General features: G+C 71.0%; 25 protein-coding genes. 15 read left to right on the top strand and 10 right to left on the bottom strand.

Translation table 11 applies throughout. The annotated features are described in order from the left end of the window. Nucleotides 1-323 precede the first annotated feature (323 nt). Nucleotides 324-1,187, top strand: a complete 864-nt coding sequence (locus ACZ4TR_RS09815; RefSeq protein WP_465286675.1) for a LysR family transcriptional regulator — start codon at nucleotides 324-326, stop codon at nucleotides 1,185-1,187. 219 nt (nucleotides 1,188-1,406) lie between these two features. On the opposite strand, the gene ACZ4TR_RS09810 is transcribed toward ACZ4TR_RS09815, so the two are convergent. Together ACZ4TR_RS09810 and ACZ4TR_RS09805 are read right to left on the bottom strand one after the other, a co-directional pair. Further along, a complete protein-coding gene (locus tag ACZ4TR_RS09810; protein ID WP_465286674.1) occupies nucleotides 1,407-1,568 on the bottom strand; it encodes a hypothetical protein in 162 nt (53 codons plus the stop codon). A gap of 108 nt (nucleotides 1,569-1,676) precedes the next feature. Further along, complete coding sequence (locus tag ACZ4TR_RS09805) at nucleotides 1,677-2,285, bottom strand: TetR/AcrR family transcriptional regulator (protein WP_465286673.1); 609 nt, start codon at nucleotides 2,283-2,285, stop codon at nucleotides 1,677-1,679. Between the two features lie 194 nt (nucleotides 2,286-2,479). Between ACZ4TR_RS09805 and ACZ4TR_RS09800 the strand changes: the two genes are divergently transcribed. Next, entirely contained in the window at nucleotides 2,480-2,656 is a 177-nt protein-coding gene (locus ACZ4TR_RS09800; protein ID WP_465286671.1) for an FAD-dependent monooxygenase, read from the top strand. 36 nt (nucleotides 2,657-2,692) lie between these two features. Continuing rightward, nucleotides 2,693-3,742: a zinc-binding alcohol dehydrogenase family protein gene (locus ACZ4TR_RS09795; protein ID WP_465286669.1), complete on the top strand. Its 1,050-nt coding sequence runs from the start codon at nucleotides 2,693-2,695 to the stop codon at nucleotides 3,740-3,742. A 660-nt stretch (nucleotides 3,743-4,402) separates the two neighbouring features. Here ACZ4TR_RS09795 and ACZ4TR_RS09790 read toward each other — a convergent pair. After that, on the bottom strand, nucleotides 4,403-6,394 hold the full coding sequence (locus ACZ4TR_RS09790; RefSeq protein ID WP_465286668.1) for an ATP-binding protein: 1,992 nt from the start codon (nucleotides 6,392-6,394) through the stop codon (nucleotides 4,403-4,405). Nucleotides 6,395-6,687: 293 nt separating this feature from the next. Here ACZ4TR_RS09790 and ACZ4TR_RS09785 point away from each other — a divergent pair, with 293 nt between their 5' ends. The 5 genes from ACZ4TR_RS09785 (at nucleotide 6,688) to ACZ4TR_RS09765 (ending at nucleotide 12,026) form a co-directional block, all read left to right on the top strand. Then, nucleotides 6,688-7,569: a cyclase family protein gene (locus ACZ4TR_RS09785; protein WP_465286667.1), complete on the top strand. Its 882-nt coding sequence runs from the start codon at nucleotides 6,688-6,690 to the stop codon at nucleotides 7,567-7,569. Between the two features lie 146 nt (nucleotides 7,570-7,715). Continuing rightward, nucleotides 7,716-7,961, top strand: coding sequence for a hypothetical protein (locus ACZ4TR_RS09780; protein ID WP_465286666.1), 246 nt, complete (start codon nucleotides 7,716-7,718; stop codon nucleotides 7,959-7,961). A 248-nt stretch (nucleotides 7,962-8,209) separates the two neighbouring features. Next, the gene (locus tag ACZ4TR_RS09775) at nucleotides 8,210-10,105 is read left to right on the top strand and encodes an AfsR/SARP family transcriptional regulator (RefSeq protein WP_465286665.1); all 1,896 of its coding nucleotides are present in this window, start codon (nucleotides 8,210-8,212) and stop codon (nucleotides 10,103-10,105) included. Between the two features lie 60 nt (nucleotides 10,106-10,165). Beyond that, nucleotides 10,166-11,554: an FAD-binding oxidoreductase gene (locus ACZ4TR_RS09770; RefSeq protein ID WP_465286664.1), complete on the top strand. Its 1,389-nt coding sequence runs from the start codon at nucleotides 10,166-10,168 to the stop codon at nucleotides 11,552-11,554. Further along, nucleotides 11,547-12,026 (top strand): nuclear transport factor 2 family protein, encoded by a 480-nt coding sequence (locus ACZ4TR_RS09765; RefSeq protein WP_465286663.1) that lies wholly within the window; start codon nucleotides 11,547-11,549, stop codon nucleotides 12,024-12,026. The genes ACZ4TR_RS09770 and ACZ4TR_RS09765 overlap by 8 nt, the downstream gene beginning before the upstream one ends. 492 nt (nucleotides 12,027-12,518) lie before the next feature. On the opposite strand, the gene ACZ4TR_RS09760 is transcribed toward ACZ4TR_RS09765, so the two are convergent. Beyond that, nucleotides 12,519-13,919 (bottom strand): KamA family radical SAM protein, encoded by a 1,401-nt coding sequence (locus ACZ4TR_RS09760; protein ID WP_465286662.1) that lies wholly within the window; start codon nucleotides 13,917-13,919, stop codon nucleotides 12,519-12,521. Nucleotides 13,920-14,050: 131 nt separating this feature from the next. On the opposite strand from ACZ4TR_RS09760, the gene ACZ4TR_RS09755 reads away from it, so the two are divergent. From ACZ4TR_RS09755 to ACZ4TR_RS09745, 3 genes are read left to right on the top strand one after another with little or no spacing between them, the layout of a single operon-like run. Beyond that, nucleotides 14,051-15,643, top strand: a complete 1,593-nt coding sequence (locus ACZ4TR_RS09755; RefSeq protein ID WP_465286661.1) for an amidohydrolase — start codon at nucleotides 14,051-14,053, stop codon at nucleotides 15,641-15,643. 11 nt (nucleotides 15,644-15,654) lie between these two features. Further along, the gene (gene lnt / locus ACZ4TR_RS09750) at nucleotides 15,655-17,286 is read left to right on the top strand and encodes an apolipoprotein N-acyltransferase (RefSeq protein ID WP_465286660.1); all 1,632 of its coding nucleotides are present in this window, start codon (nucleotides 15,655-15,657) and stop codon (nucleotides 17,284-17,286) included. A gap of 26 nt (nucleotides 17,287-17,312) precedes the next feature. Continuing rightward, nucleotides 17,313-18,080: a polyprenol monophosphomannose synthase gene (locus tag ACZ4TR_RS09745; protein WP_465286659.1), complete on the top strand. Its 768-nt coding sequence runs from the start codon at nucleotides 17,313-17,315 to the stop codon at nucleotides 18,078-18,080. Here ACZ4TR_RS09745 and ACZ4TR_RS09740 read toward each other — a convergent pair. Next, complete coding sequence (locus tag ACZ4TR_RS09740; protein WP_465286658.1) at nucleotides 18,067-18,819, bottom strand: class I SAM-dependent methyltransferase; 753 nt, start codon at nucleotides 18,817-18,819, stop codon at nucleotides 18,067-18,069. The two genes, ACZ4TR_RS09745 and ACZ4TR_RS09740, sit on opposite strands and share 14 nt — an antisense overlap. 35 nt (nucleotides 18,820-18,854) lie before the next feature. Between ACZ4TR_RS09740 and ACZ4TR_RS09735 the strand changes: the two genes are divergently transcribed. Further along, nucleotides 18,855-19,655: a PIG-L deacetylase family protein gene (locus ACZ4TR_RS09735; RefSeq protein ID WP_465286657.1), complete on the top strand. Its 801-nt coding sequence runs from the start codon at nucleotides 18,855-18,857 to the stop codon at nucleotides 19,653-19,655. Here ACZ4TR_RS09735 and ACZ4TR_RS09730 read toward each other — a convergent pair. Then, a complete protein-coding gene (locus ACZ4TR_RS09730; RefSeq protein ID WP_465286656.1) occupies nucleotides 19,582-20,337 on the bottom strand; it encodes a DeoR/GlpR family DNA-binding transcription regulator in 756 nt (251 codons plus the stop codon). The genes ACZ4TR_RS09735 and ACZ4TR_RS09730 overlap by 74 nt on opposite strands. A 48-nt stretch (nucleotides 20,338-20,385) precedes the next feature. Here ACZ4TR_RS09730 and ACZ4TR_RS09725 point away from each other — a divergent pair, with 48 nt between their 5' ends. Then, entirely contained in the window at nucleotides 20,386-21,000 is a 615-nt protein-coding gene (locus ACZ4TR_RS09725) for an NUDIX domain-containing protein (protein ID WP_465286655.1), read from the top strand. A gap of 166 nt (nucleotides 21,001-21,166) precedes the next feature. Here ACZ4TR_RS09725 and ACZ4TR_RS09720 read toward each other — a convergent pair whose 3' ends face one another. From ACZ4TR_RS09720 to ACZ4TR_RS09710, 3 genes are all read right to left on the bottom strand, one after another. Beyond that, the gene (locus tag ACZ4TR_RS09720; RefSeq protein WP_003081521.1) at nucleotides 21,167-21,514 is read right to left on the bottom strand and encodes an RNA polymerase-binding protein RbpA; all 348 of its coding nucleotides are present in this window, start codon (nucleotides 21,512-21,514) and stop codon (nucleotides 21,167-21,169) included. A gap of 224 nt (nucleotides 21,515-21,738) precedes the next feature. Then, a complete protein-coding gene (locus ACZ4TR_RS09715) occupies nucleotides 21,739-22,503 on the bottom strand; it encodes a thymidine kinase (RefSeq protein ID WP_465286654.1) in 765 nt (254 codons plus the stop codon). Nucleotides 22,504-22,572: 69 nt separating this feature from the next. Beyond that, nucleotides 22,573-23,973: an MFS transporter gene (locus ACZ4TR_RS09710; protein WP_465286653.1), complete on the bottom strand. Its 1,401-nt coding sequence runs from the start codon at nucleotides 23,971-23,973 to the stop codon at nucleotides 22,573-22,575. Nucleotides 23,974-24,219: 246 nt separating this feature from the next. Between ACZ4TR_RS09710 and ACZ4TR_RS09705 the strand changes: the two genes are divergently transcribed. Further along, nucleotides 24,220-24,891 (top strand): transglycosylase family protein, encoded by a 672-nt coding sequence (locus ACZ4TR_RS09705; protein WP_465286652.1) that lies wholly within the window; start codon nucleotides 24,220-24,222, stop codon nucleotides 24,889-24,891. Nucleotides 24,892-24,894: 3 nt separating this feature from the next. Here ACZ4TR_RS09705 and ACZ4TR_RS09700 read toward each other — a convergent pair whose 3' ends face one another. After that, nucleotides 24,895-25,686, bottom strand: coding sequence for a glycerophosphodiester phosphodiesterase (locus ACZ4TR_RS09700; RefSeq protein ID WP_465286651.1), 792 nt, complete (start codon nucleotides 25,684-25,686; stop codon nucleotides 24,895-24,897). Between the two features lie 66 nt (nucleotides 25,687-25,752). On the opposite strand from ACZ4TR_RS09700, the gene ACZ4TR_RS09695 reads away from it, so the two are divergent. Then, nucleotides 25,753-26,133 carry a hypothetical protein gene (locus tag ACZ4TR_RS09695; protein WP_364524330.1) on the top strand — a complete coding sequence of 127 codons (381 nt, stop codon included), beginning with the start codon at nucleotides 25,753-25,755 and terminating at the stop codon, nucleotides 26,131-26,133. The last annotated feature ends 21 nt before the right edge of the window (nucleotides 26,134-26,154 follow it).

Raw genomic sequence — 26,154 nt, 5'->3', positions numbered from 1 at the left:
CTGCCACCCACGTCGTTTGCCGGACCGGCAAAATATTTGACCGTCACGGAGGAAGGAGAGCAAAACGAAGGTCGTCATCGTGGGAGGCGTGGCCGGTGGCGCGTCGGCGACCACACGCCTGCGAGGACTCGGCGCGGTGCGGTGTCCGCCGCGCTGGACCACGGTGGGGTGCACACGCTCGACGTCATCCCGTTCCGGAAGCCCGGTGCGCGGTACCCGCGCGACCACGCAGCGATGGCGCGGGGCCGGGTCGGCGGGCGCACCAGCTGGTGGTGTAGCGCAGAACAGCTGAACGGACGTTGACTGAGCACTAGGATCGCTGAATGGAGCTGCGGCAGGTCGAGCACTTCCTCGCGGTGGCGCGGTGCGGGAGCTTCACCGCGGCGGCCCAGGAGGTGCACGTGGTGCAGTCGGCGCTGAGCGCGTCGATTCGCAAGCTGGAAGCCGAGCTGGGCTTGCCGTTGTTCGAGCGCACGACGCGCCGGGTGGAGCTGACCGAGGCGGGGCGTGCGCTGGTGCCTCGGGCGCACCGGATCCTCGCGGACGTGGTCGCCGCGCGGGGCGAGGTCGCGGCGCTGGCCGGGCTGACGAGCGGACGGGTGTCGATCGGGACGATTCAGGCGCTGAGCGTGCTCGATCTGCCGGCGAAGCTCGGCGAGTTCCGGAACCGCTACCCGGGTATCCGGATGCACGTCCGCGATGGCACCGTCCCCGACCTGACGGCCGCCGTCGCGACCGGTGAGCTGGACCTGGCGTTCGTCGCCGGCGACGAGCCGCTGGCCGGCGAGCTGTGCGGGTTCCGGGAGTGGAGCCAGCAGCTGGTGCTGCTGAGCCACCCGGGCCACCGCCTCGCCCGTCGGCGGCGCGTCCGGCTCGCCGAGCTCGACGGCGAGCCGTTCGTCGAGTTCACCGGCAGTGGCATCCAGACGATGGTCGCGCGCCGCCTCGCCGACGCGGGTGTGCACCAGAACCGGGTCTGCGAGGCGACGCACATGCCGCTGCTGGTCGAGCTGGTGGCGGCCGGCCTGGGGGTGTCGATCGTGCCGCAGCCCGTGGCGAAGCGGTCCGGCCTGCCGTTCGCGCGCTTCGAACAGCCCGCCATCAGCCGGGCGATCCACCTCGCGGGCCGTGGCCCGGAGCCCGCCAATCCCGCGGCTCGGGCATTGCTGGCGCACCTGCTCGCGTAACCGGCCGGGCGTCGGGCACGGCCAGCAATCCACAGGCGGCGAGCCCCAACGCGACGGCCACGAGTGTGAGCCCGCCGAGCGCGGCGAACGCGGCCAAGACCAGCGCGCGGAGGCCGAACTGGTGGAGCAGCCGGATGAGGTCGGTGGTCTCCGTGTCAGCCATGCTTCGAGTATCGGCGTCGGGGAGGTAGCGAGTCCAACGCACAGTTGTGCTCGGATTCAGCTCTGGAATCGCTGAGTGCCGCGGTTCAGCGGAGCGACCCGTGCGGCAGGACCGCGTGCTCTCCACGTCTCGTTGGCGACCTGGGTGAGCCGCAGCTCGACGACCGGGCTGGCGAGGGCGAGCGTCGTCGGACGGTCCACGTCGAAGAGCCGCTGCATCCAAGTGCCCTACGGAACTTGCGGCTGGCGTGCTGTTACTGCCTGGGCCGGGTCGGTGAACGATCAGCGCCCGCAGCGCGATCGACCTGGTGATGCGGATCGCGAATGTCAGTGCTGCTCGGCCGACCGGTCGATGGATTTCCATCCGTTCTGCAGCAAGTCGAAAATCACCTCGGCGGCGACCGACGTGTCCGGGTAGCGGTAGGCAAGGTCGACAGATTGCAAGACGAACCGAGCGAGAGCGACGCAGGCGGTGTCGCCCTCGCTCGCGCCCGCAGCGGTCGCGACCGCTCGCGCCAGTGCTGTCTCGTGACGCAGCCACATACGGCGGGCGTATTCGCGTAGTGCCGGTGTCTCCTCGACCATTCGGGCGAAGGCCGGCGCGTGAGGATACGGCGCGTGCGGTGACGCCGCGAGCGCGGTCGTCCCGTGCACGATGTACTCCCGCAGCGCCGTCACCAGCGGGGTGCCTGGCGCGCGATCACGTACTGCGGCGACGAGTTCGGCTTCGATCTCGTCGTCGAGGTCGAACACCAACGCTTCCTTGCTCGGGAAGTAGTTGAACAAGGTGGTCACCGACACGTCGGCCACGTCGGCGACCTCACGCAGGCTCACGTGGTCGTAGCCGCGCTCGAGGAAGAGCTTCAGTGCGGCGTCTGCGATCGCCTGGCGGGTCTGAGCCTTCTTTCGCTCGCGTCGGCCGGTCGGTGCGTTCATGGCGCAAGTCTACACGGCAAAACTTGAACAGTAAAAGTTTGATGCGTTGCAACTTTTGAGTGTTCGTGGTTGTGTTGCGGCGTGAACGACAACCAGAGCCTTTCTGCACCACGAGGTCCCGGGGACCGACGAGAACGGCGCGCCCGAGATCGACCTCGGCGTGCCTCGCGGGCTGCCTTGATGACCCCGAAGCCGTGCGCGAGCACCTGCTCGGCGACGCGGCTCACCTCATGCCCCCCTACGGGGTAGGCGCCAACCTCGCGCTGCTCGATGGCACCGACCTTGCCGCTGCTTTGGACGAGCAGGCCACTGTCGATGCTGTCCGCGCTCAGTTCAACGAGCGGATGCTCGCCGGCCGGCTTTCGGGCTGAGCCGACCGAGTGCGCCGACAAGGAGAAGAAGAACACATGAAAGTCGAAAACGAAGCCTTGTGGTTGCCGTCCGCCGGTGGCGCGTTCACCGCCGGGCCGGCGCCCGCACCTGCCCCCGGCCCGAACGAGGTGGTCGTTCGCGTCCGTGCTGTCGCGGTCAACCCCGTGGACACGCTCACCGGCGCAATGCGTCGCATCGCGATGCCCCACCTGCGGTACCCGGCCGTGCTTGGCACCGATGTCGCCGGTGTCGTCGTCGAGGTCGGTGCGGCGGTCACCCGGCTGCACGTCGGCGACCGCGTAGCCGGTCATGCGGCAGGTCAAGCGCGCATCCGCAACCGCGCCGCGGAAGGCGCGTTTCAGCACTACAGCGTGTTGCTCGAGCATCTGTGCGCGCCGATCCCGGAGGACTTGTCCTACGAGCAGGCCGCTGTCCTGCCGCTCGCGATCTCGACCGCGTCGGCAGGACTGTTCGAGCGCGACCAACTCGCCCTACCTTTGCCGGGAGCATCGGTCGCACCGCGCGGACAGGTCATCCTGGTGTGGGGTGGATCGACCAGCGTCGGCAGCAACGCCATCCAGCTCGCCGTCAATGCCGGCTACGACGTGATCGCCACCGCCTCGCCCCGCAACTTCGCCACTGTGGAGGCTCTCGGGGCTCAACAATGCTTCGACTACAGCGACAAAGCTGCCCCGGCGCAGATCGTCGAGTACGTGGCCGGCCGGTACCTTGCCGGTACGATCGATCTCGGTCAGGGCTCACTCAAGCCGACGGTGGCCATCGCACGCTCAGCCGCCGGGTCGAAACGGATCGCCACGGCCTTTCCCGGAGCGGCTGCGACCCCCATCGGCCTCCGGGCGCGGGTGCACGGGGTCCGGGTCTCGGGTATCCGGGGCGGGAAGCCGATTTCGAGCCCGATCGGCCCCGCGATCTACGCCGACTTCCTCCCTCGGGCGTTGCGTGACAGACGGTACGTGGCAGCACCCACCGCCGATGTCGTCGGACACGGCCTGCACGCCATAACCGATGCTCTGACCGCCCTGCGGGCCGGAGTCTCCGCGCGCAAACTCGTCGTCACCATCTAGGGGCTCGTCACGCAACCTTCGTCGAGTAACGAGTCCAGGTCCGGATCGGTGAGTGGGCAGCAAATCCGCCCGCGGACCTTCGGGAGGATGCCTACTGAGCATGTGCGGGGCTGCGTTCGGGCACGACCCCGGGCCTGCTGGGTCGGGGTTGCGGCTGCGTGGGTCGGTGTTGCGCTCGCCGATGGTGCCGTCCAAGGTGGGCGCGGCGCGGTGCGGCGTGGGTTGCCTGCGGAACAGAGCCACCAGCGCGACGATCGCGGCAAGCCCGGCACCTACGAGCATCTCCATGCCCACACCGATGCTCGAACTTGCCCTTGCGCCCTCGGTGACCAGTGCGATCTCGCCGCAGACGTGGGCGACCCATGAACACCACCGTTACGACAAGCACGCCGCCCAGTGGAACGCTGATGGTGCACAGGTCGAAGAACGCGCCGCCGCTCAGCAACCCGCCGGTAGTCAGCAACAGCACCGCGCCGGGATGAGGTCACCGGCGACCGGATACCACCGGCACCACTTCCGCCCGCGATGCGGACCTGGCAACGGATCCGGATTCAGATTCAGGCATGCGTTGATTGTCGCACTGCCTGCAGCACTACAACCCTGTCCCCAATGCGAGAGTGCTGTCAAACCGTGTCGCCGCAGGAAGATGAGCGCCTTTCCCTAGTCATGGTGGCGTCCTGCTTCGTGGTCCCACAGCACCTCGGTCAGCCGTGCGATGGCCTTGTCCCGGTGCCGTCGGTAGGTGTTGAACGACAGGTGCAGTGATTCCGCGACGCGCTCTTGAACGCCGGTCGGTCGCAGGAACGTACGATCGATCAGCACGCTGAGATCGGGCTCCAGGGTGGCGACGGCTTCGCCGAGCAGTTCCCGCAGGGTTTCGGTGGGGGTGCGTTCGGCTCGTCCGTGCCGCCGGACCATGCGGGACTGCAACAGTGGGCTCGACCGCAGGAGTTCCGGCGTGTGCAGGGTGCGCAGGGCGGAGCGGACGGCCTCGGTGAACTCCGGCTGGGACAGCACTGCTTCTTCGGCGAGGGCCTGTCCGGCCGGTCGCGTCGGCACGCCCATCTGGCACGCGTGCAGCAGGTCCGTGTATTTCGCGATGCCGGTTCGGCGCCAGTCGTGTGCGAACACCGCGAACCGGGCCTCGCCGACAGCGTAGTCGGCTTCGTCGGCGGCCCAGAAGTCGAGAGATTCCATCGAGGGGGCCCAGAGTTCACCGTCGTCGAACGCGCCGACGAAGCTCCAAGCCGTGTCACCGCCGATCAGGAGGATGTCCAGGATCTGCCACGCGACGAACAGCGTCAGCGACGGTGACGGGCGTTGCCCGTGGTCGCGGTCGAGGAAGAAGCGCCAGGCGCGGACCTGTTCACCGGCGCGCGGCGGCCCGTACTTCGAGGCATATTCCCACATCGCGTCGGCGCCCGGGTCCACGCCGAGGTCGGCCTCGGTCAGGTCCAGGCGCGCGCCGTAACCGTGCGGTTCGCCGGTCGCGGTGCGGAAGACCCGGAACGCTTCGGGGCGGCGCTCCATCCAGTACGCCGCCAGCTCCGCCTGCTCACGCCCCTGCCACTGCGCGGTCATGGCGACGATGGCCGACCGGTCGCCGTCGTGCAGGCCGTCGGCGTACGCCTGCATCGTCGGCGGCAGCGACGCCAGCGCGGCGTGCGGGGAACGAGTGCCGTTCAGCACGACGGTGAGCACGGCCAGATCCAGCTGTTCGCGTTCGCTCGCCGTCGCCCGGACCTGGTCGTGGAACACGGCGAGTTTCTTGCGGTACAGCTCGGAGTACCGGACGGGGTCGCGCCAGCGCAGGTCGGCGGTGATGGCGTCGCGGACCACGTCGTGCGGGTAGAGCCCGTACGGGGATTCTTCGATGAACGGCTGGGCCCGCAGCCAGGCGAACAACTCCCCGGCGTCCTCGCCGGTCATCGACCGCATCAGGTCCTCGGTGGTGACGAGCAGCAGCGCGCACACGTCCAGCGCCAGGCGATGGCGGGTGCTCGGTACTTCGTCGAGCAGCTGGGTCAGCAGCGCGCCCACTCCGCCGGGGAGGTCCGACAAGACTCGCGGCGCGGCTCCGCGGCGCACGGCGTCCACCACCATCGACAGGGTGAGCGGGTGGCCACGGCTGATCTTCAGCAACCGGTCGTGCATCTCCGCGGGAACGTCCTGAGCGACCAGGTAGGCGGACCCGTCCCGCGGCGACAGGTTGCCGAGCTCGACGACCCGCATCAACGTCCGCCACGCCGGGTCCGCGCGCCACCGCGGCCCGGGGCCTCGTCGCCCGGCGATCACCACCACGCAGGACGCCGGAAGGGACGGCACGTAGTGCTCGCGGATCCAGTCGTCGATCGGTTCCAGCAGTTCGTAGGTGTCGATCAGCAGCACCGCGGGCACGTCGCCGGCCGGGTCGGGCAGCGCTCCCGGCCCGAGAGCCAGGTGCCGGGCATCCACCCTCACCGGGTCGAAGCCTTTCTCGATGGCTATGTCGGCGAACACGTCGAGCAACGCGCTCTTGCCCACTCCGCCGACCCCGTGCACGAAAAGCACACCAGGCGCGCCCAGCGCGTCCCGGAAGACGGCGACCTCCTCGTCCCGACCGGCGAACGACCGCCGCCGCAGCTCCCGCACGGTGTGCCCGAGTGAAGTCATGCACCCGACTGTATCCATCCGGTGCCCACCGGGATGGGCACCAGGTGGGCACCGGATGGGCTGGTGGCCGCGGGCCGGTTCGGTGACGATCTTGGTGCATGCCTGCTGCTCTTCCTGGAAGTCCGGTCCTGATCCGAGCAGCCGACGACCACCGGGGCTCGCCGATCCATCGCCTGCGACGTATTGGCGCGTGTGTACTGACGTGACCGGAAATGTCGGCTCGGGTCACCAGGTATCGCTGGCGTGCGCGTTCGGTTCACTCAGCCCGCAATCCACGAGTCGAGGAAACAGCAATGGATCTGAACCCTGCCGAATTCCCCAGCAACTGGGGCCGCTGGGGCGACACCGACCAGCTCGGCACCGTCAACCTGATCACCACGGAAGCCCGCGCGCGCGGCGTTGCCCAGGCACGTACCGGATTGGCGGTTTCCCTGGCGCGCAGGACCCCGGCCGCGCCGCTGATGGGCGGGCCGATGGCCGCCCTGCAGGCGGACACCACGGGCGTGCAGACCATCATGTCGTTCACCGGCTCGTCGCCGACGGCGATGGCCGAGCTGATGCTCATCACGACGCACCACCCCGAGGTCACGCACCTGGATGCGTTGTCGCACATGGTCATGGACGGGCGGGTCTACCCCGGGATCGCGCAGCCGGAGAGCTCCGGACCCGGGGGAGTGACCCACGGCGCCGCGGACGTGTTCGCCGACGGGATCGTGACCCGGGGCGTGCTGCTCGACCTGGCCCCGGGCGGCAAGCTGCCCGACGGCCACGCGGTCACGGCCGAGGACCTGGAAACCGCGGCGGCGCGGGGAGACGTCGATGTGCAGCCGGGTGACGCGCTCGTGGTGCGGGCGGGCTGGGACCGGGTTCCCGATCACGGCCGGGCCCTGCCGGGGATGACCGCGGGCGCGGTCCGGTGGATGCACGACCGCGGGATCGCCGTTTACGCCGGGGACATCGGTGATGCGTCACCGCCGCTGAAGGACGATTTTCCCGGTGCACTGCACCGGTTGGGGCTCGGCCGGCTCGGCCTGGTGCTGATCGACGGCGCTCGCGGTGAAGAACTCGTCGAGGTCTGCGAGGAACAAGGTCGTCACACCTTCCTGTTCGTGGCCGCGGTTCCCCGCATCCTCGGCACCACCGGCCTGCCGGTGAACCCGCTGGCCATCTTCTGAGTGCGAATTGCCTTCCTCACGAATGAAAGGACGACGATGACGAACACCCTCCTCCGCGGCCTCGGCGTCGTGACCGCGGGCGTCGCGATGACGTTGTCCTCGCAGACTGTGGCCTCGGCCGGTTCCTCCGCCGAAACCTCTCGGGAATGCCGGGGCGTGACCGTCGACAGGGCCGCACCGGTGGTCAGCCGAAGGAGACCCCGGGCCCGCTGCGCTGCACTGCGTGGGGCGCTCCGGTGAACGGCATCACCGGTGTGCACCTCTGGACGTTCAAGCCGGTCGAGGGAGGTGTCCTGGCGGCCACCGACGAATCGTGGGCCGGCCCGCCGGTGGAAGCCGACTGGGTGCACCGGTTGCAGGACACCGCCGAGGTGCGGTCCGGCTGGTCCTGATCGTCGGAGAATACGGGTGGTTTCACAAGGGAGACCACTCATGTTCGTGAGCTATCCCGGAAGGCCGGGCCTGGCGCGGAACTCTGCGCCTGGTCACGCGTCGGGAGGTCGCTTCGACACGTCCGGTCACCACTCACCCCCCGCGGTCGATCGCCGTTGCGCAGCACGGAGGAGGCTTCGCGGCCGCGGCGCCTAGACTGGCCGGTGAGCGGTCGCCGACGCGACACACGAGCGACAGGCGGGGGCCGGTGATCAGATTCACAGTGCTGGGCGCGATCAGTGCATCACGCGCGGGTGCGGACGTCGACCTGGGGTCGCCGCAGCAGCGCTCGGTCCTGGCGCTGCTGCTCCTGCGCGCCGACCGCGCCACCTCCCTGGACCAGATCGTGGATGCCCTCTGGGAAGGGGAAGCCCCGCCGGGGGCGCGAGGGACGGTCCGGACCTACGTCTACCGGCTGCGCCGGGTCCTGGGAACCGACTCGCCGATCGAGTCGGTCGCCGGCGGCTACCGGTTGCGGACGGCCCCGGAATCGGTCGACTTCGCCCGGTTCAAGCTTTCGATCGCCGGTGCCCGCGTCGCCGAGAAGAGGGGCGACCCGGCAACGGCCGCGCAAAAACTGCGCGAGGCACTGGAGTGCTGGACGGGGCCCGCCCTCATGGGTGCCCGCGGCCCCTACCTGGAGCGGGAACGGGAGGAACTCGAGCGGCTTCGCCTGACCGCGTGGGAAGAACGGCTGACCCACGAGGTCGGGCTGGATGAGCTCGACGCCGCGGACGAAGTGCTCGGCTCGCTGGTCGCCGAGTACCCGATGCGGGAACGCCTGCGCGAGCTCCAGATGCTGACCCTGGCCCGCCGAGGCCGGCCGGGGGAGGCGCTGGCGGTGTTCGCCGAGGTGCAGCACCTGTTGCGGGAGGAGCTGGGCGCGGATCCCGGCGAGCGGCTGCGCCGCCTGCACCAGCGGTTGCTCCGCGCCGACCCGGCGCTCGGCGCCCCCGCCGCAGCCGCGACGGGGGCGGTGCCGGCGCAGATCCCGGCCGGACAGCCGCTGTTCACCGGGCGAGCACGGGAGTCCGCCGAACTGACCGGCCTGCTCACCGGCTCCGGCCGGGCCGCCATCGCCGGCATCACCGGCCTCGGCGGTATGGGGAAGACGGCGCTGGCGATCCACGTCGCCCACGCCCTCGCCGCGCAGTTCCCCGACGGCAGCCTGTTCGCCGACCTGCGGGCGGCGGACGCGCCGGCCGACCCCCACGAGGTGCTCGGGCGTTTCCTCCGCGCGATCGGGGTGGCCGCGGTACCCGAATCCCTGGACGAGCGATCCGCGTTGTGGCGTACTTCGCTGGCTCGCCGGCGAGTCCTCGTCGTCCTCGACGATGCCCGCGACCACGAGCAGATCCGGCACCTGCTGCCCGGTACGCCCGGATCCGCCGCGATCGTCACGAGCGTGACCAGGATGATCGACCTGCCGGGAGTGCCCTGGATCCGGCTGGGCCCGCTGCTGCCCGGCGACTCGGTGCGTTTGCTCGGCGCGGTGGCGGGCGAGGACCGCCTGCGGACCGAGCCGGAAACCGCCCGCCGGCTCCTCGACGCATGCTCCCACCAGCCGCTGTCGGTCCACGTCGCGGCCGCGCGCCTGCTCGCTCGTCCGCATTGGACGCTCGCGCGGATCGCCGAGCAGCTCGACGACGATCTCCGGCAGCCGGTGGTCATGCACGAAGACTGCAAGATCGTCGACGCCCCGTTCCGCCGCGCCGAAACCTTGCTGTCACCAGGGCTGCTGAACGCCTTCCACCTGTGCGCGGTGCCCGATTGCTCGGCACTGACCCCGGCAGCGGCGGCCGCCCTGCTCGACCTGCCCCCGGTGCAGGCGACCGCGAGCCTGGAGTCCCTGGTGGACGCCCACGTCCTCGAAAGCGGACCGGATGGCACGTACCACTTCCTGCCCCTGATCAAGGCGTTCGCGCGCCGCCGCGCCCGCGACCGGCTGGGGGAGGTGGCCTGCCGGGCGGCGCTGCGCCGGCTGCTGCGCCACCGCCTGGCGGACGACGGTGACTGGGATGAGCAGTGGCGCTCCGAAACACTGGCGATCACCGCGCAGGTCGGCGACCACACCGAAGCGCGCGAGTCCTTGCTGCGTTCTTGATCGACGGGTCGTCGACGCGGTGTCGACCCGATGTCGACACCGCACCGGTGGACTCGGGGCATGGATTCACCGAAAACACCGGATGAGCTGGCCGACGTGGTCGCCGGCCCGGTACTGCACCCCGGATCGACCGGGTACGCCGAAGAATGCGCGACCTACAACCTGGCGGTGACCCACCGCCCGGCCGTGGTGGTCGGCGCCACCCGCGCGGCCGACGTGAGCGCGGCCCTGCGCTACGCCGCCCGCCACGACCTTCCCGCCGCCGTGCTGGCCACCGGGCACCAGGCGATCGTTCCCGCGGACGGCGCCGTGCTCATCACCACCCGCCGGATGACCGGCGTCGAGGTCGACCCCGTGCGCCGCAGCGTGCGCGTCGCCGCGGGGGAGCGTTGGCAGGCCGTGGTCGACGCCGCGGCCGAGCACGGCCTCGCCCCGCTCGCCGGCTCGTCCCCGCTGGTCGGGGTCGTCGGCTACACCCTCGGCGGCGGGCTGAGCCCGATGCTGGGCCGCGCGTACGGGTGGGCCGCGGACCACGTGACCGCGATCGAGGTGGTCACCGCCGACGGCGTGCACCACCGCACCGGCCCGCAGGCCGAAGCCGACCTGTTCAACGCCCTGCTCGGCGGCAAGAGCAACCTGGGTGTCGTCACCGCCCTGGAGTTCGGGCTCTTCCCGGTCGAGCGGCTGTACGCGGGGGGACTGTTCTTCGCCGGTACCGACGCATCCGCCGTGCTCGGGACGTACGCGAAGGTCGCGGAGAACGCACCGGACGCGCTCACGACGTCGATCGCTTTCTTGCGGCTGCCGCCGCTGCCCGGCGTGCCGGACCTGCTCGCCGGGAAGTTCGTCGTCCACGTGCGGTTTTCCTACATCGGCTCGGCCGGCGACGGCGCCGCGCTCGCGGCGCCGCTGCGGGCGGCGGCGCCGGTGCTGCTGGACACGCTGCGGGAGATGCCGTTCGGCTCGTTCGCCGAAATCCACTCCGACCCCGTGGACCCCGCCCCGTTCCTGGAGCGCACCGAGGTGGTCGCATCGCTGCCCGAAGAGGCGGTGCAGGAGCTGCTGGAGCTGGCCGGTCCCGAGGCGGATTGCCCGGTGCACTTCGTCGAGCTGCGCCACCTCGGCGGGGCACTGAGCGGGCCGGCCGCGCACGCGGCGGGACACCGCGACGGGCAGTTCGTCGTCTGGGTGGTGGCCGTCGGAATGCCTGCCGAACTCACTGCCCAGAACGCGTTCGCCGACCGGCTGTTCGCCCGGCTCGCCCCGTGGAGCACCGGACGGCGGTACCTGAACTTCATGTCCACGGAGGACATGGACGCCGTCCAGACCGCTTACGACACCCCGACCTGGGACCGCCTGCGCGCCGCCAAACGCCGCTACGACCCGACGAACACGCTGCGGCTCAACCACAACATCGTCCCGACCGAGAACGGACCCCACCATGACTGACCCGCTTCTGCGCACGCTGACCGACCACGCCGCGATCACCGACGCGGTCCACCGCTACACCGCCGGGCTCGACTTCGGGGACGCCGACCTGCTCGCCTCCTCGTTGACCGAGGACGCCGTCGTCGACCTGTCCCCGGCCACCGCGAAGATCGGATTCGCGTTCCCGGCGCTGCAACCGCGGCAGGTGGTCGTGGACAGCCTCATCCCGGCCGTCGGCCCGTTGGACATCAGCCACGCGGTGTCCAACGTCCGCATCACGGTCACCGGTGACACCGCCACCCTCAAGTGCTACGCCATGGCCCAGCACTTCAAGCCGGGCGACGGACCGAAACCCGACCGGACGCGCCACGCGCTGATGATGAACCGCTACGACGCCGAAGTGGTCCGTGACGGGAGCAGCTGGCGGATCAGCAAGCTGGTCATCGACAACGCCTGGTTCGAAGGCGACCCGGACATCCTGACCGGCGGGTGAGACCTCCGCCTCGGCCACCCCATACGTCGTGCCCGGCTCGCACCACCAGCGCCGCGGGCTCCTCGGAGCCGGGCTGCCCGGCTCCGAGGAGCCCGATCCTCATCGCACTGCTGCCGCCCAGTTCCCGGTGGTGGCCAAGCCGTCCGCGTGCGACCGATCGGCCGGTACCCGAGTTCGGCGACGGCCTTGCCGGTCCGCAGAGTGCACTCTTGCGCGAGGAACCACAGGGCCGGCACCGGTACTTCGCGTTCGGCGGTGGCGTGTGGACGCCGTAGATGTCGAACATCGTCTCCATGAACTCACGAAAGACGACGCGGTGCTGGTCGGTGACGAAGTAGGCCTGGCCCGGGTGGCCGCGCCGCCAGCCGAGGATCAGGCTTTCGACGACGTTGTCGACGTAGGTGACGTCCGTCGTCACAGCCCGTGCCGCGCGGCCCGGATCGGGCCCCACGGCACCCCTCGGCACACCTCTCGAACGGTGACGCGTCGGCGTCAGCGGGAGCGGTTGGCCCACCAGGTCTGGCCTGCCTCGGGCAGGGTGGAGATCGGGTCGTAGTAGGGGTAGCGCCGCTGCAGAGCCTCGCCCCGGTCCTCGGCGTCGGCCTTGTCCACGCTGGTCAGGTAGTTCTTGGTCCAGTACGAGATCCCCAGCTCACGGTCGTAGTCGGCCAGCTGGTGCACCCACCGCTTCCCGACATAAGGCACGTCGCACACGATGCGCGGCGTCGCGTACCCGGGCAGGTACCCCATGATCGAGTGCTGCAGCTCCTGCGCCTCATGCACCGAAACCCGCCAGTGCTCCGCGTTCGGGATCATGTCGCACATGTAGAAGTAGTACGGCAGGATGTTCGCCTCGCCCTGCAGCGCGAAGCACAGGTCCAGCAGCTGCGCCGGCGTCGCGTTGACCCCGCGCATCAGGACGCCCTGGTTGCGGACGTCGCGGACACCCACGTTCAACGCCGTCTGGGCCGCCTCCGCCACCAGCGGGGTCACCGACTGGGCGTGGTTCACGTGCGTGTGGATCGCCAGGTTGACACCCCGGCGCTGGGCGGTCACGGCGACGCGCTCCAGGCCTTCGACGACCTTCGGCTGGAGCCAGTGCTGCGGCAGCGCCGCCAGGGCCTTCGTCGCCAGGCGGATGTCGCGGACCGTGTCGATGTCCATCAGGCGCATCAGGAACGACTCCAGCTGCGGCCACGGCACGTTGGCCACGTCGCCGCCGGAGACCACCACGTCGCGCACGCCCGGGGTCTTCTTCAGGTACGCGATCATCGCGTCCTGGCGGTCGACCGGCTTGAGCGTCAGCTTGTGCTTCTCGACCTGCTCGGTCGAGTTGCCGACCAGGTCCATGCGGGTGCAGTGGCCGCAGTACTGGGGGCAGGTCGAAATCATCTCGGCCAGCACCTTGGTCGGGTAGCGGTGGGTCAGCCCCTCCACGACCCACATCTCGGCCTCGTGCAGCGAGTCGCGTTCCGAGTGCGGGTGGCTCGGCCACGTGACGTCGCGGTCGCTCTTGACCGGCAGCATGTACCGGCGGATCGGGTCGGCGTAGAACGCCTCGGTCACCTTCGCCGGGTCGGTGCCCGCCGTCGGCGCCATCGTGTTGAGCATCTGGGGCGGCAGCAGCATCGACATGGTCGCCATCTCGCGCTGGTCGGCGAGCAGGTCGTCGTAGAAGCGCTCCTCCAGCAGGTCGCCCATCAGGGCGCGCAGCTGCTTGGCGTTGCGGACGCAGTGCACCCGCTGCCATTGCGCGTCACGCCACTCGGCCTCGGTCACGCCGTGCCAGCCGGGGAAGCGGCGCCAGTCGGGTTCCACCAGCTCGGCGCGGGCGTACTCGTAGGGCTGGTCGAAGGCGGCGGCAGGCGTCACAGGTTCCTGGGTCGCAGTCACTTGTACTCCTAGTCGTCGGGAACGCGTTAAAATATCCTGTCATATCGTTCTCGCGGAGTAAATCTTCCTGCCTGCTGGGGTGTCTTCACCCAGGTGCCGAGGGCCCCGCCGCCCGGGGGAGACTCAAGGGCGTGACGGACGAACACACGACGCTCCTGCTCGGCGGGCGCATCTACACCCCCGCCGGCCCGGACGCCACGGCGATGGCGGTCACCGGTGGCACCGTGGTCTGGGTCGGCCAGGACGCCCCGGCCCGCACCCTCCACCCCGGCGCCGACGTCGTCGACCTCGACGGCGCGTTCGTCGCGCCCGCCTTCGTCGACGCCCACGTCCACGCCACCGCCACCGGCCTGCACCTGAGCGGCCTCGACCTCACCGGCGTCCGCAGCGGCGCCGAACTGCTGGCCCGCGTGCGCGACGCCGTCGTCCCCGGCCAGGTCCTGCTCGCCCACGGCTGGGACGAAAGCGGCTGGACCGACTCCCGGCTGCCCAGCCGCGCCGAGCTCGACGACGCCGCCGGCACCACGCCCGTCTACCTCAGCCGCGTCGACGTCCACTCCGCGCTGGTCTCCACCGCGCTGGTCGAGCTGGCGCCGGCCGACCGCGACGCCGACGGCTGGTCGCCCGCGGGCCCGCTGACCCGCGCCGCCCACCACGCCGTCCGCGCGGCGGTGCGCGCCGCGATCACCCCCGAACAGCGCGAACGCGCCCAGCGCGCGTTCCTCGCCGAGGCCGCCGCCCAGGGCATCGTCAGCGTCCACGAATGCGCCGGCCCCGACATCTCCGGCCGCGACGACCTCGCCGCCCTGCTCGCCCTCGCCGGACCGGACACCCCCGAGGTCGTCGGCTACTGGGGCGAGCTCGGCGCGATCGGCACCGCCCGCGAGCTCGGCGCACGCGGGCTGGCCGGCGACCTGTTCGCCGACGGCGCCCTCGGCTCCCACACCGCCGCCCTGACAACGCCGTACGCCGACCACACCGGCTCCGGCACCCTCTACCTCGACGCGCACCGCATCGGCGAGCACCTGGCCGCCTGCACCGAAGCCGGGCTGCAGGCCGGCTTCCACGTGATCGGCGACGCCGCCGTGGCCGAGGTCGTCGAAGGCTTCCGGCTCGCCGAGAAGGAGGTCGGCCAGCGCGCGCTGGCAGCCCGGCACCACCGGCTCGAGCACCTGGAGATGGTCACCGCCGAGCAGGCGAAGCTGCTGGCCGGCTGGGGTGTCGTCGCCTCGGTGCAGCCGCTGTTCGACGCGCTCTGGGGCGGCGACAGCGGCATGTACGCCGACCGCCTCGGCGACCGCGCCGCCGGGCTCAACCCGTTCTCGACGCTGGCCGCCGAAGGAGTCCTGCTGGCCTTCGGCTCCGACGCGCCGGTGACGCCACTGGACCCGTGGGCGAGCGTCCGCGCGGCCGCCTACCACCGCACCCCGGGCGCCGGCCTGTCCCCGCGCGCCGCGTTCACCGCCCACACCCGCGCCGGGCACCGGGCGGCCGGCGTCAACGACGGCGTCACCGGCAGTCTCGTCCCGGGCGCGCCGGCGCACTACGCGATCTGGGACGCGACCGACCTCGTCGTCGCGACCCCGGACAGCCGAGTGCAGCGCTGGTCCACCGACCCGCGCGCCGGCGTGCCCCCGCTGCCGCGGCTCGAACCGGACGCCGCCCTGCCGCACTGCCTGCGCACGGTCCGCGCGGGTGAAGTCCTCCACGACACCATCACCTAGAGTCGTCTTCCGTGGCAGTCACCGTGGCGGACCCCGAACCGGGCGCCCCGCACCAACCCGCCCGTACCCGGCGGTTCCCGCGTGCCTGGCTGCTGCGCCTGGCCGCGGCACTGGTGTCCGGGTTCGCCTACTACCTGAGCTTCGCCCCGCGTCCGCTGTGGTGGCTGGCGCCGCTGGCGTTCGCCGGGTTCGCGCTCGTGCTGCGCGGCCGCCGGAGCTTCCGCGGCGCGTTCGGCTACGGCTTCGCGTTCGGGTTCGTGTTCTTCCTGCCGCTGCTGACGTGGCTGCTGGACTTCCTCGGCCCCGACTTCGGGCCGTGGCCGTGGCTGGGCCTGTCGTTCGCGCTGGCGCTTTACTACGGCCTCGCCGGCGGCCTCATCACGTGGGTGTCCCGCCTGCCGGCCGGGCCGCTGTGGGCCGCGCTGGTGTTCGTCGCGCTCGAGACGCCCCGCGCGTGGTTCCCCCTCGGCGGCTTCCCGTGGGGCCGGGTCGCCTTCAGCCAGCCCGAAGGCGCCTTCCTGCCACTCGCCTCGATCGGCGGCGCGCCGCTGGTCGGCCTCGCCGTCGTCCTCAGCGGCTTCTGCCTCGCCGCCTTCCTCGGACGGCTCTGGGACGGCCGTGAAGCGCTCATCGCGGCGCTGCGGACCCGCCCGGCCGTCTTCGCCGCCACCGGCACGCTGCTGCCCGTGGTCGCCGGCCTGGCGCTGTGGCCGGCCGTCGGCACCGGCGCGCAGGACGGCGAGCTCACCGTCGCGACCGTGCAGGGCAACGCGCCGGACATCGGCCTGGCGCTGCAGGGCGAACGTACCGTCCTGCGCGCCAACACCATCGCCGAGAGCGAACGGCTGCTCGACGCCATCCACGCCGGGAAGGTCCCGAAGCCCGACCTGGTGCTGTGGCCGGAAAGCGCGACGACCGTCACCGGCCCGGACCCGCAGGTCGACCAGCTCGTGGCGAACTTCGGCGTGCCCGCGCTGATCGGCGCGATCTACGAGCTGCCCGACCGGCACCTGCAGAACTCCGTCATCGCGTGGGACCCGCACACCGGGCCCGGGCAGCGCTACGCGAAGCAGCAGCTGGTGCCCTTCGGCGAGTACGTGCCCGCCCGCAAGCTGGCCGAGCTCGTCACGCCGTTCCTCGACCAGGAGACCGTCGACATGGTCCCCGGCGACGGCACCAACCAGGCCGTGGACGTCGCGGGCACCAGGGTCGGCATGTTCGTCTGCTACGAGGCCGCGTTCGACTACCCCGGCCGCGACGCGGTCCGAGACGGGGCCGAACTGCTCGTCGTGCCGACCAACAACGCCTGGTACGGCGAGAGCGAGATGAGCGTCCAGCAGCTGGCCATGTCGCGGCTGCGGGCGGTCGAGCACGGCCGCGCCGTCGTGGTGTCCGCCGTCTCAGGAGTGAGCGCGATCGTCGCCCCCGACGGAACGGTTACCAGCTCAACGGGCCTTTTCACCGCCGATTCCCTGGTCGGGCGCGTCCCGCTGCGGACGCAGACTACGCTGTCGGATCGACTCGGTGCGTGGACGGAGTACGGGCTGCTGGCACTGGCGATCGCCGGGGTGGCCGGCGGGCTCGTGCTCCGTTTTCGCACCCGGCGCACCAGCGCCGGCACGGCAGGGGAAGCGGCGGACTGACCGCCGCGGATATCGGAGGAGCACGGATGTCGCAGGCGCCGCGGGGGGCCCGGGAAATCGAGCCGGTGCTGGTGGTGATCCCGACGTACAACGAGCGGGAGAACCTCGGCCCGATCCTGGATCGCCTGCACAAGGTACTCCCGGACGTGCACGTACTGGTAGTGGACGACGGCAGCCCGGACGGCACCGGCGAGCTCGCCGACGAGCGCGCGGCCGCGAACAAGAACGTGCACGTCATGCACCGGACCGAGAAGGCGGGGCTGGGGGCGGCCTACATCGCCGGGTTCCGCTGGGGCCTGGCGCGGGAGTACAACACGATCGTCGAGATGGACGCCGACGGCTCGCACGCACCGGAGGACCTGCCGCGGCTGCTGGACGCCGTCGGTGACGCGGACCTGGCCATCGGGTCGCGGTACGTGCCGGGTGGCGCGGTGGTGAACTGGCCGCTGAAGCGCCAGGTGCTCTCGCGCGGCGCCAACGTCTATTCACAGCTCGCGCTGGGCATGCGGACCCGCGACATCACGGCCGGTTTCCGGGCCTACCGGCGTCCGGTGCTGGAGAAGCTGGCGCTGGACGAAGTCAACTCGCACGGCTATTGCTTCCAGATCGACCTGACGATCCGCACGGCCGAAGCCGGGTTCGAGATCGTCGAGGTGCCGATCACCTTCACCGAGCGCGAAATCGGCGAGTCGAAGATGGACGGCTCGATCATCCGCGAGGCGTTCCTGCGGGTGGCCACGTGGGGCGTGGAGCGCCGCTGGCAGCAGCTGCGGCGGCTGCTCAAGCGCGGCTGACCCGCGCGGTCACGATCCACGTCCGGGCGCCCAGCAGCACGCCGTCCGGAGTCTCGTACGCCGCGAACGCGTCCCGGAGGCGGGTCGCGGCGGTCGCGGCGTCTTCGGTGGGCAGCTCCTGGACATCCTTGAGACCGAGGGCGAACTCGCTCGCCATCGCGGCGTCGGGGCCGTAGCAGACGGGTTCGTGCAGCTCGGTGAAACCGACGTCGGTGAATCCGGCGGCCCGCAGCAGCGCTTCGGTGTGGTCCCGGTCGCCGAGGGAGAAGTGCGGCCCGGCCGGTGGCGGGGTGGTGCCGGGCGCGACGGCGTCGTGCAGCACCGAATACCACTCGTTGCGGGCCCGTTCCTGCCACACCAGCAGCACCAGGCGCCCGCCCGGCCGCAGCGCGCGGGCGAGGTGGGCGAACGCCGCGGGCGGGTCGGTGAAGAACATCGCCCCGAACCGGCTGAGCACGACGTCGAACGCCGCGGCCGGGAACGCGCGGGTCTGCACGTCGGCCACCTCGAAGCTCGCCCCGCCGAGTTCGCGGGCCTTGGCGATCGCCTGCTCCGAGACATCGACGCCCAGCGCGGTCGCGCCCGCCCGCGCGGCTTCGCGGGTGGATTCGCCGGTGCCGCAGCCGACGTCGAGGATGTCTTCGCCCGGCTTGACGGCGGCCGCGGCGCGGAACCGCTCGTTGTGCGGCCGCACCTCGGCGTCGAACAGCGCCGCGAACCGGACCCGGTGCTCACTCATGCCGTCTTCTCCCGTCATCGGCCATCATGGGGCCGATGACGACCATCGTGGCCTTCCACGCCCACGCCGACGACCCCGTGGTGCTCAGCGGCGGCACCCTGGCCCGCGCGGCGGCCGACGGGCACCGGGTGGTGGTCGTCGTGGCCACCGACGGCATGTCCGCGGAACACCCGACCCCGCGGTGGGCCGAACTGGAGGCGAGCGCGGCCATCCTCGGCGTCCGGCGCGTCGTGCACCTCGGCTACGCCGACAGCGGGCACGGGCCCGAGCTGTACCCGGATCCGCCCGGCCGGCAGCGCTTCGCCCGCGCGGACACCGAGGAGGCCGCGCACCGGCTCGCCGCCCTGCTGCACGAGGAAAAGGCCGACCTCCTGCTCGGCTACGACCCCCACGGCGGCTACGGCCACCGCGACCACGTCAAGGTCCACGAGGTCGCCCGGCGGGCGGCCCGGCTGACCGGGACGCGGCTGCTGGAGGCGACGATGCCGCGCGACGTCGTCGTCCGGCTCGTCCGGGTGGTCCGTGCCCTGCGGATCCCGTTCCGGTACGACCAGGCCGCTCTCGGCCGGCTCTTCAGCCCGGCCTCGGCCATCACCCACCGCTTCGACGTGCGGCGGTTCGCCGGGCGCAAGCAGGCGGCGCTGGCCGCGCACGTGTCCGACGTGCGCGGTGGCGGGCGGCTCGCGTCGGTGCTGCGGGTGCTCGTGTGGCTGCCGGCGCCGGTGTTCGCGCTCGTGGCCGGCCGCGAGTGGTACGTCGAGGTCACCGACCGGGGAACGCGACCCCGACCGCTGCCAGTTTCTGCACGTTCTGGTCGGACTCGCCGGCGTCGGTGATGACGCCGGCGATGTCGGCGAACGGCAGCACGGTGAACCGCGAGGCCGCCCCGAGCTTTTCGGCGCTGGCCAGCACGTAGGTGTCGGCGGCGCGGCGGGCCAAGGTGCGTTTCATCGCGGCTTCCTCGGCGTCGCCGGTGGTGAGCCCGGCGTCGGGGTGGACGCCGGTGACGCCGAGCAGGAAGACGTCGGCGCTGATCGCCTGGGCGGCCTCGGCCGCGGCGGCGCCGCAGGTGACCGCGGAGTGCCGGAACAGCCGCCCGCCGAGCAGGAAGACCTCGATGCCGGGGTGGCCGAGCAGGGCGACGGCGACGGTCGGGCTGTGGGTGACGACGGTGGCTTCGAGGTCTTTCGGCAGGGCGTTGGCGACGGCGAGGGTGGTGGTGCCGCCGTCGAGGATGACCGTCGAGCGGGGCCGGACCAGGCCGGCGGCGATCGCGGCGACCCGGTCCTTGCCGTCGACGGCGATCGCCGTCCGGCTCGCGTAGTCGGCGACGGCGGGGGAGACGGGCAGCGCGCCGCCGTAGACGCGCTGGCAGAGCCCGGCGGCGGCCAGGTCGCGCAGGTCGCGGCGGATGCTGTCCTCCGAGACGCCCAGTTCGGCCGCGACGTCCTTCGCCAGCACCTTGCCGTCGGCCGCGAGCCGGGCGAGCAGCAGGTCGCGGCGTTCACCGACCAGCATGCACAATCCTCCTTGTTTTTGCCGAGTCGTGCACATTATGGTCGGGGGATGACCTCATCGGCAAGCCTGTCGCGCAACCCGCGCGTCCGGGTCACCAACGTGGAACTGCTGTCGTCGGCCTGGTACGTGCTGCGCCGCACGACGTTCGACTACCGGCACGGCGACGGCCGCTGGACGACCGAACAGCGCGAAACCTACGACCGCGGCAACGGGGCGACGGTGCTGCTGTACGACGTGGCGGGCGGGACGGTGCTGCTGACCCGCCAGTTCCGCTACCCGGTGTACGTCAACGACCATCCGGACGGGATGTTCATCGAGGCCGCGGCGGGCCTGCTGGACGCCGACGCCCCGGAGACGGCGATCCGCCGCGAGGCGCAGGAGGAGACCGGGGTGCTCATCGGCGAGCCGGAGCACGTGTTCGACGTGTACACGAGCCCGGGCTCGGTGACCGAGCGCCTCCACTGCTACGCGGCGCCGTACGACCCGGCCGACCGCGGCGAGGGCGGCGGCATCGCCGAGGAAGGCGAGGACATCGAGGTGCTGGAGCTGCGCTTCGAGGACGCCCTGAAGATGATCGGGACGGGCGAGATCGCGGACGCGAAGACGATCATGCTCCTGCAGTGGGCGGCCCTGCACGGCCCGTTTCGCGGCACGCCGGCATAGCGCGTACCCAGAGGGTCGGCTCACGAACCGACCCTCTGGGTACGTGAGCCGACCCTCCGGGTACGCCGGTTGGTGGCCTGGGCATGCGAAAGGCCCCCGCGGGGGGAGGTCGCGGGGGCCTTTCCGTTGTGGTGGGAGCGGTGGCTACGGGCCGACGCTCAGGGGCTTAGGCGGACCGGGAGGTCCGCCGGCCCTTCAGCTCGGCGAGACGTTCGTTCAACAGGTCCTCGAGCTCGGGGATCGTGCGCCGCTCGAGCAGCATGTCCCAGTGGGTGCGCGGCGGCTTGACCTTCTTCTGCTCGGGCTGCCCGCCGTCCACGATCTCCGATTCGCTGCCGTGCAGGCGGCATTCCCAGACCGTCGGGATCTCGGCGTCGTCGGAGAACGGCACCTCGAACTCGTGGTTCTTCGGGCAGGCGTAACGCACGGTGCGGCGGGGGGCGAGGTCGTGGTTGCGGTCGGTCTCGTAGCTGACCGCTCCCAGCCGGCTTCCACGAAGAACACGGTCGGCCATGATGGGTCCTTTCAGTCAGCTCCGGGTGGAGCCTGGGTGATGCTCACCCTATGCAACGACTTGGGGCCCCCGAGGATTCCCGGGCTGCCATGTCGTTGCTCACGATGAGCTGCGTCACCCAACGGCATCAGCTTCCTCTAGTAGGAGGCGTTTCGCGCTTCGGCGTGACGTCAATACGGCCTTCTTAGTGCTGATATCCCCCGGATGGGCTACTGGCACCCACGTCAGGTCAACCGTAACTGACCGTGATGACCAGTAACCGGCCCCAAGTCACCCGCTCGAAAGTGGCGGCGACACAATACCTGATAACGCACAGTAGCGTTTTCGGCCTCAAAACCGGCCAAAGCTGAAGATTCAACTACGGATTGTTCGGTATCTGCCACCACAACGGTGTCGCCCTCACGCACGACCTCGCCGTCGAGCACCCGCGCGTTGAACCGTCCCGGCAGCCCGCACCAGCACAGCACCTCCACCTGAACCGGCTGCAGTTCGTCCGCCAGTTCGAACAGGCGAGCGGCCCCCGGGAACAACCGGCTCCGGAAATCCGTCGCGATCCCGAAGCAGTACACGTCGATCTCGACCTCGTCGGCCAGCTCCGCCAGCTGGTCGACCTGCCCGGGGGAGAGGAACTGCGCCTCGTCCACCACGACGTAGTCCACGTGCTGCCCGCGCGACCACTCCTGCCGCACCAGGTCCCGCACGTCGGTGTCCTCGCCGACCTCCACCGCCTGCCGGCTCAGACCGATCCGGCTCGAGATCTGCGGCGCGCCCGACCGGTCGTGGCGCACCAGCACCAGCCCGTGCCGGCCCTGACGCGCGTGGTTGTGGTCGATCTGCAGCGCCAGCGTCGACTTCCCGCAGTCCATCGGCCCGTAGCAGAACTTCAGCCTGCCCACCGGCGGCGTCCCGCGGCGCGAGCCGGCCGCGGGAACCGACGAGAGGGCGTCGGTCGGATCGGGGCCGGCGGCCCGGTCGTTCAACAAGGTCACGACACCCGACCCTATCGGTGGCTTGACGAGCCCGTCACCTCGCGCCACGTGACAGCCGAAAGAGCCACGTCACAGCACCTCCGGCGGAGTGTTGCCCGCCGCCACGATCGCCCGCCGCACCGGCACCAGCCAGACCAGCACCAGCCCCGCCGCGAAGAAGACCACCAGCGCGATGATCGCCAGCCGGAACGACCCCGTCGCCTGCCCGACGCCGGCGAACAGCAGCGGACCCAGCCACGACGTCCCGCGCTCACCCACCACGTAGAGCGAGTAGTACTGGGCGTCCTTGCCCGCCGGGATCATCTGGCTGAACAACGACCGCGACAACGCGTTCGTTCCGCCCAGCACCAGCCCGATCCCCACGGCCACCGCCAGGAACTGCGCCAGCTGCTTCGGCTGCACGAAGTACGCCCCGGCCAGCACCACCACCCACAGCACCAGGCTGCCCAGGATCGTCTTCTTGGCCCCGATCCGCCGCGCCACCAGCCCGTGCAGCGTCCCGCCCAGGTACGCCACGAACTGGATCACCAGGATCGTCACGATCAGGACCTCGTTGCCGAACCCCAGCTCGTCCTTGCCGTACTGCGCCGACACCGTCACCACGGTGTTGATCCCGTCGGTGAAGACCAGGTAGCTGCCCAGGAAGGCCAGCGTCAACGGATACGCCTTCGCCGCCACGACCGTCTGCCGCAGCTCCGCGAACCCCGCCCGCAGCACCGACCGCCCCGGAGCGACGTCGACCGGCGTGTGCCGGCGGGGGAGCGCCCGCACCGCGGGGATCGTGAACAGCGCCCACCACAGCCCCGAGGTCAGGAAGCAGATCTGCACCGCCGTGTCCTTGCTCACCCCGAACGCGTCATGGCCGAGGTAGAGCCCCAGCTGCAACACCAAAGCGAGCCCGCCGCCCAGGTACCCGAACGCCCAGCCCTTCGCCGAGATGTCATCCCGCTCGTCCGGCCCGCCGATGTCGACCAGGAACGAGTAGTAGACGACCAGCGAACCGCCGTAGCCGATGTTCGCGATGACGAACAGCACCACGCCCAGCTGCCAGTCCGAACCGGCGAAGAAGAACATCGCCGCCGCGCCCGCCGCGCCCAGGAACGCGAACCCGCCCAGGATCCGGCGCTTGTTGTGGCTGCGGTCGGCCACCGCGCCGGCGATCGGCAGCACCAGCACCTGCACCACCGTCGCCACCGACAGCAGGTAGCCCCACACCGAACCGGCGGGGAAGTGCAGCCCGAACAACGTCACATCGCAGTTGTGGAGCGTGTCCGCCTTGCCGGCCGCGTCGAGGCAAGCGCGGTCCCCGTTAAGGGTGAAGTTCGACTTCGCGTCCTCGGCCGCGATCGTGCTCATCGAGAGGGCCCCGAACACCGTCGTCGTCGACGAATAGAACGGCGAATTAGCCCAGTCGTAGAAATACCAGCCCCAGCGCTCGCGCTTGGTCGAGCGCGTCCCGGCCAGCGTCATCCACGGCTCCTTCACCTCGAAAACCAGCAGGTCAGCGCGGAGACTACTGGGGCGCCGCGAACCAGGGGACCGGACCACCCGAAACCGTGTCCGCTTTGTCGTTTCGTGCTCATCCGCCACTTACGGGGAAGGCGCGGTCCGCGCGTGACCGCGTGTCGCTGACTCCCGTGAAGAGTGTTTCGTGTGAGACTCAGGCGAGCAGTGTGTCTCTTGTGGTCACTGGGACACGCTCCTACTGTGCTTCCCATGATCCAGAACCGGAGACGCACCGCCGCGAGAATCTTCCTTCTCGCGATCGCCGCCCTGGGTCTGCAGCTCACCGTCCCCGCCGTCGCCTCCGCGGACCCCGCGCCGACGGCCTGGGCCAAACTCCGCATGTGCGAGTCGAGCGGCCGCTACACCACCAACACCGGCAACGGCTACTACGGCGCCTACCAGTTCGACCTGCCCACCTGGCGCAGCGTCGGCGGCACCGGCCGCCCCGACCAGGCCGCCCCGTCCGAACAGGACTACCGCGCCCTCTACCTCTACCGCATGCGCGGCTGGCAACCCTGGCAGTGCGCCGGCATGCTCAAGCTCGCCGGCGACGCCGACGCCCGCAGCAAACGCGTCCCCACCTACGCCGAAGCCGCCTACATCGGCGGCGGCGGACCCGCCCCCGCACCCACCCCGCCGCCCCCGGGCGGCAAACCGCCGTGGCCCGGCGTCGTCTACGCCTACGGCGACTGCGCCGCCCCGCTCAAAACCTTCCAGCTCCGCATGAACGCCTTCGGCTACGGCTTCACCGGCACCGGCTGCTACTACGACAAGACCCGCACCGCGGTCCTGGACCTCCAGCGCGCCAACGGCATCAAGGACAGCGGCCTGCTCGGCCCCAAGACCTGGGACGCCGCCTGGAACGGCAAACCACCCCGCTGACGCTCACGGCTCCTGCGACCGCTGCCACGTCCCCCGCTCGATCAGCACCTCACGCAGCAGATCCGGCCGGTCCGTCACGATCCCGTGCACACCCAGGTCCAGCAACATCCGCATCTCCGCCGGATCGTCGATCGTCCACGTGTGCACCTCGATCCCGCACCGCCCGGCCACCTTCAGGAACGCCTTGTCCACCACCTTCAACGCTCCCTGCCGCACCGGCACCTGCGCCATCGCGCCCAGCACCAGCCGCCGCAGCGGCAACAACGGGAACCGCCCACAGCTCCACAGCACGAACGCCGACCGGGGCCCCACCGCCGTCGCCAGCTTCGGCCCCGCCAGCTTCCGCAACCGCACCAGCCGCGCGTCCGAAAACGCCGCCGCGGCCACCCGGTCGTACGCCCCCGTCCGCTCCAGCACCCGCACGAACGGCTCCACCGCCTGGTTCGCCTTCACATCGATGTTGAACCGCGCGCCCGGCAGCTCCTCCAGCACGTCCTCCAGCCGCGAAAGCGCGACCTTCCCCCCGACCTTGACGTTCTTCAGCTGCTCCCACGTCTGCGTCGCGATCGGCCCCGACCCGTCGGTCGTCCGGTCCAGGTTCGCGTCGTGGTGCACGACCACCACACCGTCCGCCGTCGCGTGCACATCCGTCTCGAGGTACCGGTACCCCTCCGCGCACGCCCGCCGGAACGCCGGCAACGAGTTCTCCAGCCCCTCGAGCTCATCGAGGTGCCACCCCCGGTGAGCGAACGCACGGGGGAGCGGATCAGCCAGGTACGGAAACGACGCCTGCATCCCCCAAGTGTGCCCTTCCGCCATGACCCCGGCATGAGCAACCGGTGGCCAGCTAGGGTCTCCCTGGTGAGGGAAGCCGCCGAACTAGCCCAGCCCGTCCCCGCCGAAGTCGTGCCCGCCCGCCGCGGCGCGCCCCGGCACTGCGGCTGGTGCGGACGACGCCTCCCCGAAGGCGGCAACGTCGGCCGCCGCCGCCGCTACTGCGGCCAGTCCTGCCGCCAGCGCGCCTACGAACGCCGCACCGCACTGCAGCGCAGCGGACTGCCCGAAGACGCCGTCGTCCTGTCCGACACCGAGGTCGCCGCCCTCCAGGACCGGCTCTTCCAGCTCCGCTGCGCCGCGGAAGACATCGTCACCGCGGCCGACGACGGCGCCGACGCGGGCGAGCTGCGCAGCCTCGCCCACGAAATCGCCCGCGCCGCCAAGGACCTCGAACAACTCCGCTGACCACCCGCGCGGGGGAGACCT

The sequence above is a fragment of the Amycolatopsis sp. NPDC028719 genome (assembly GCF_055565395.1).
Note: the sequence above shows the minus strand (reverse complement) of the source record. Positions and strands in the feature narration are given on the sequence as shown.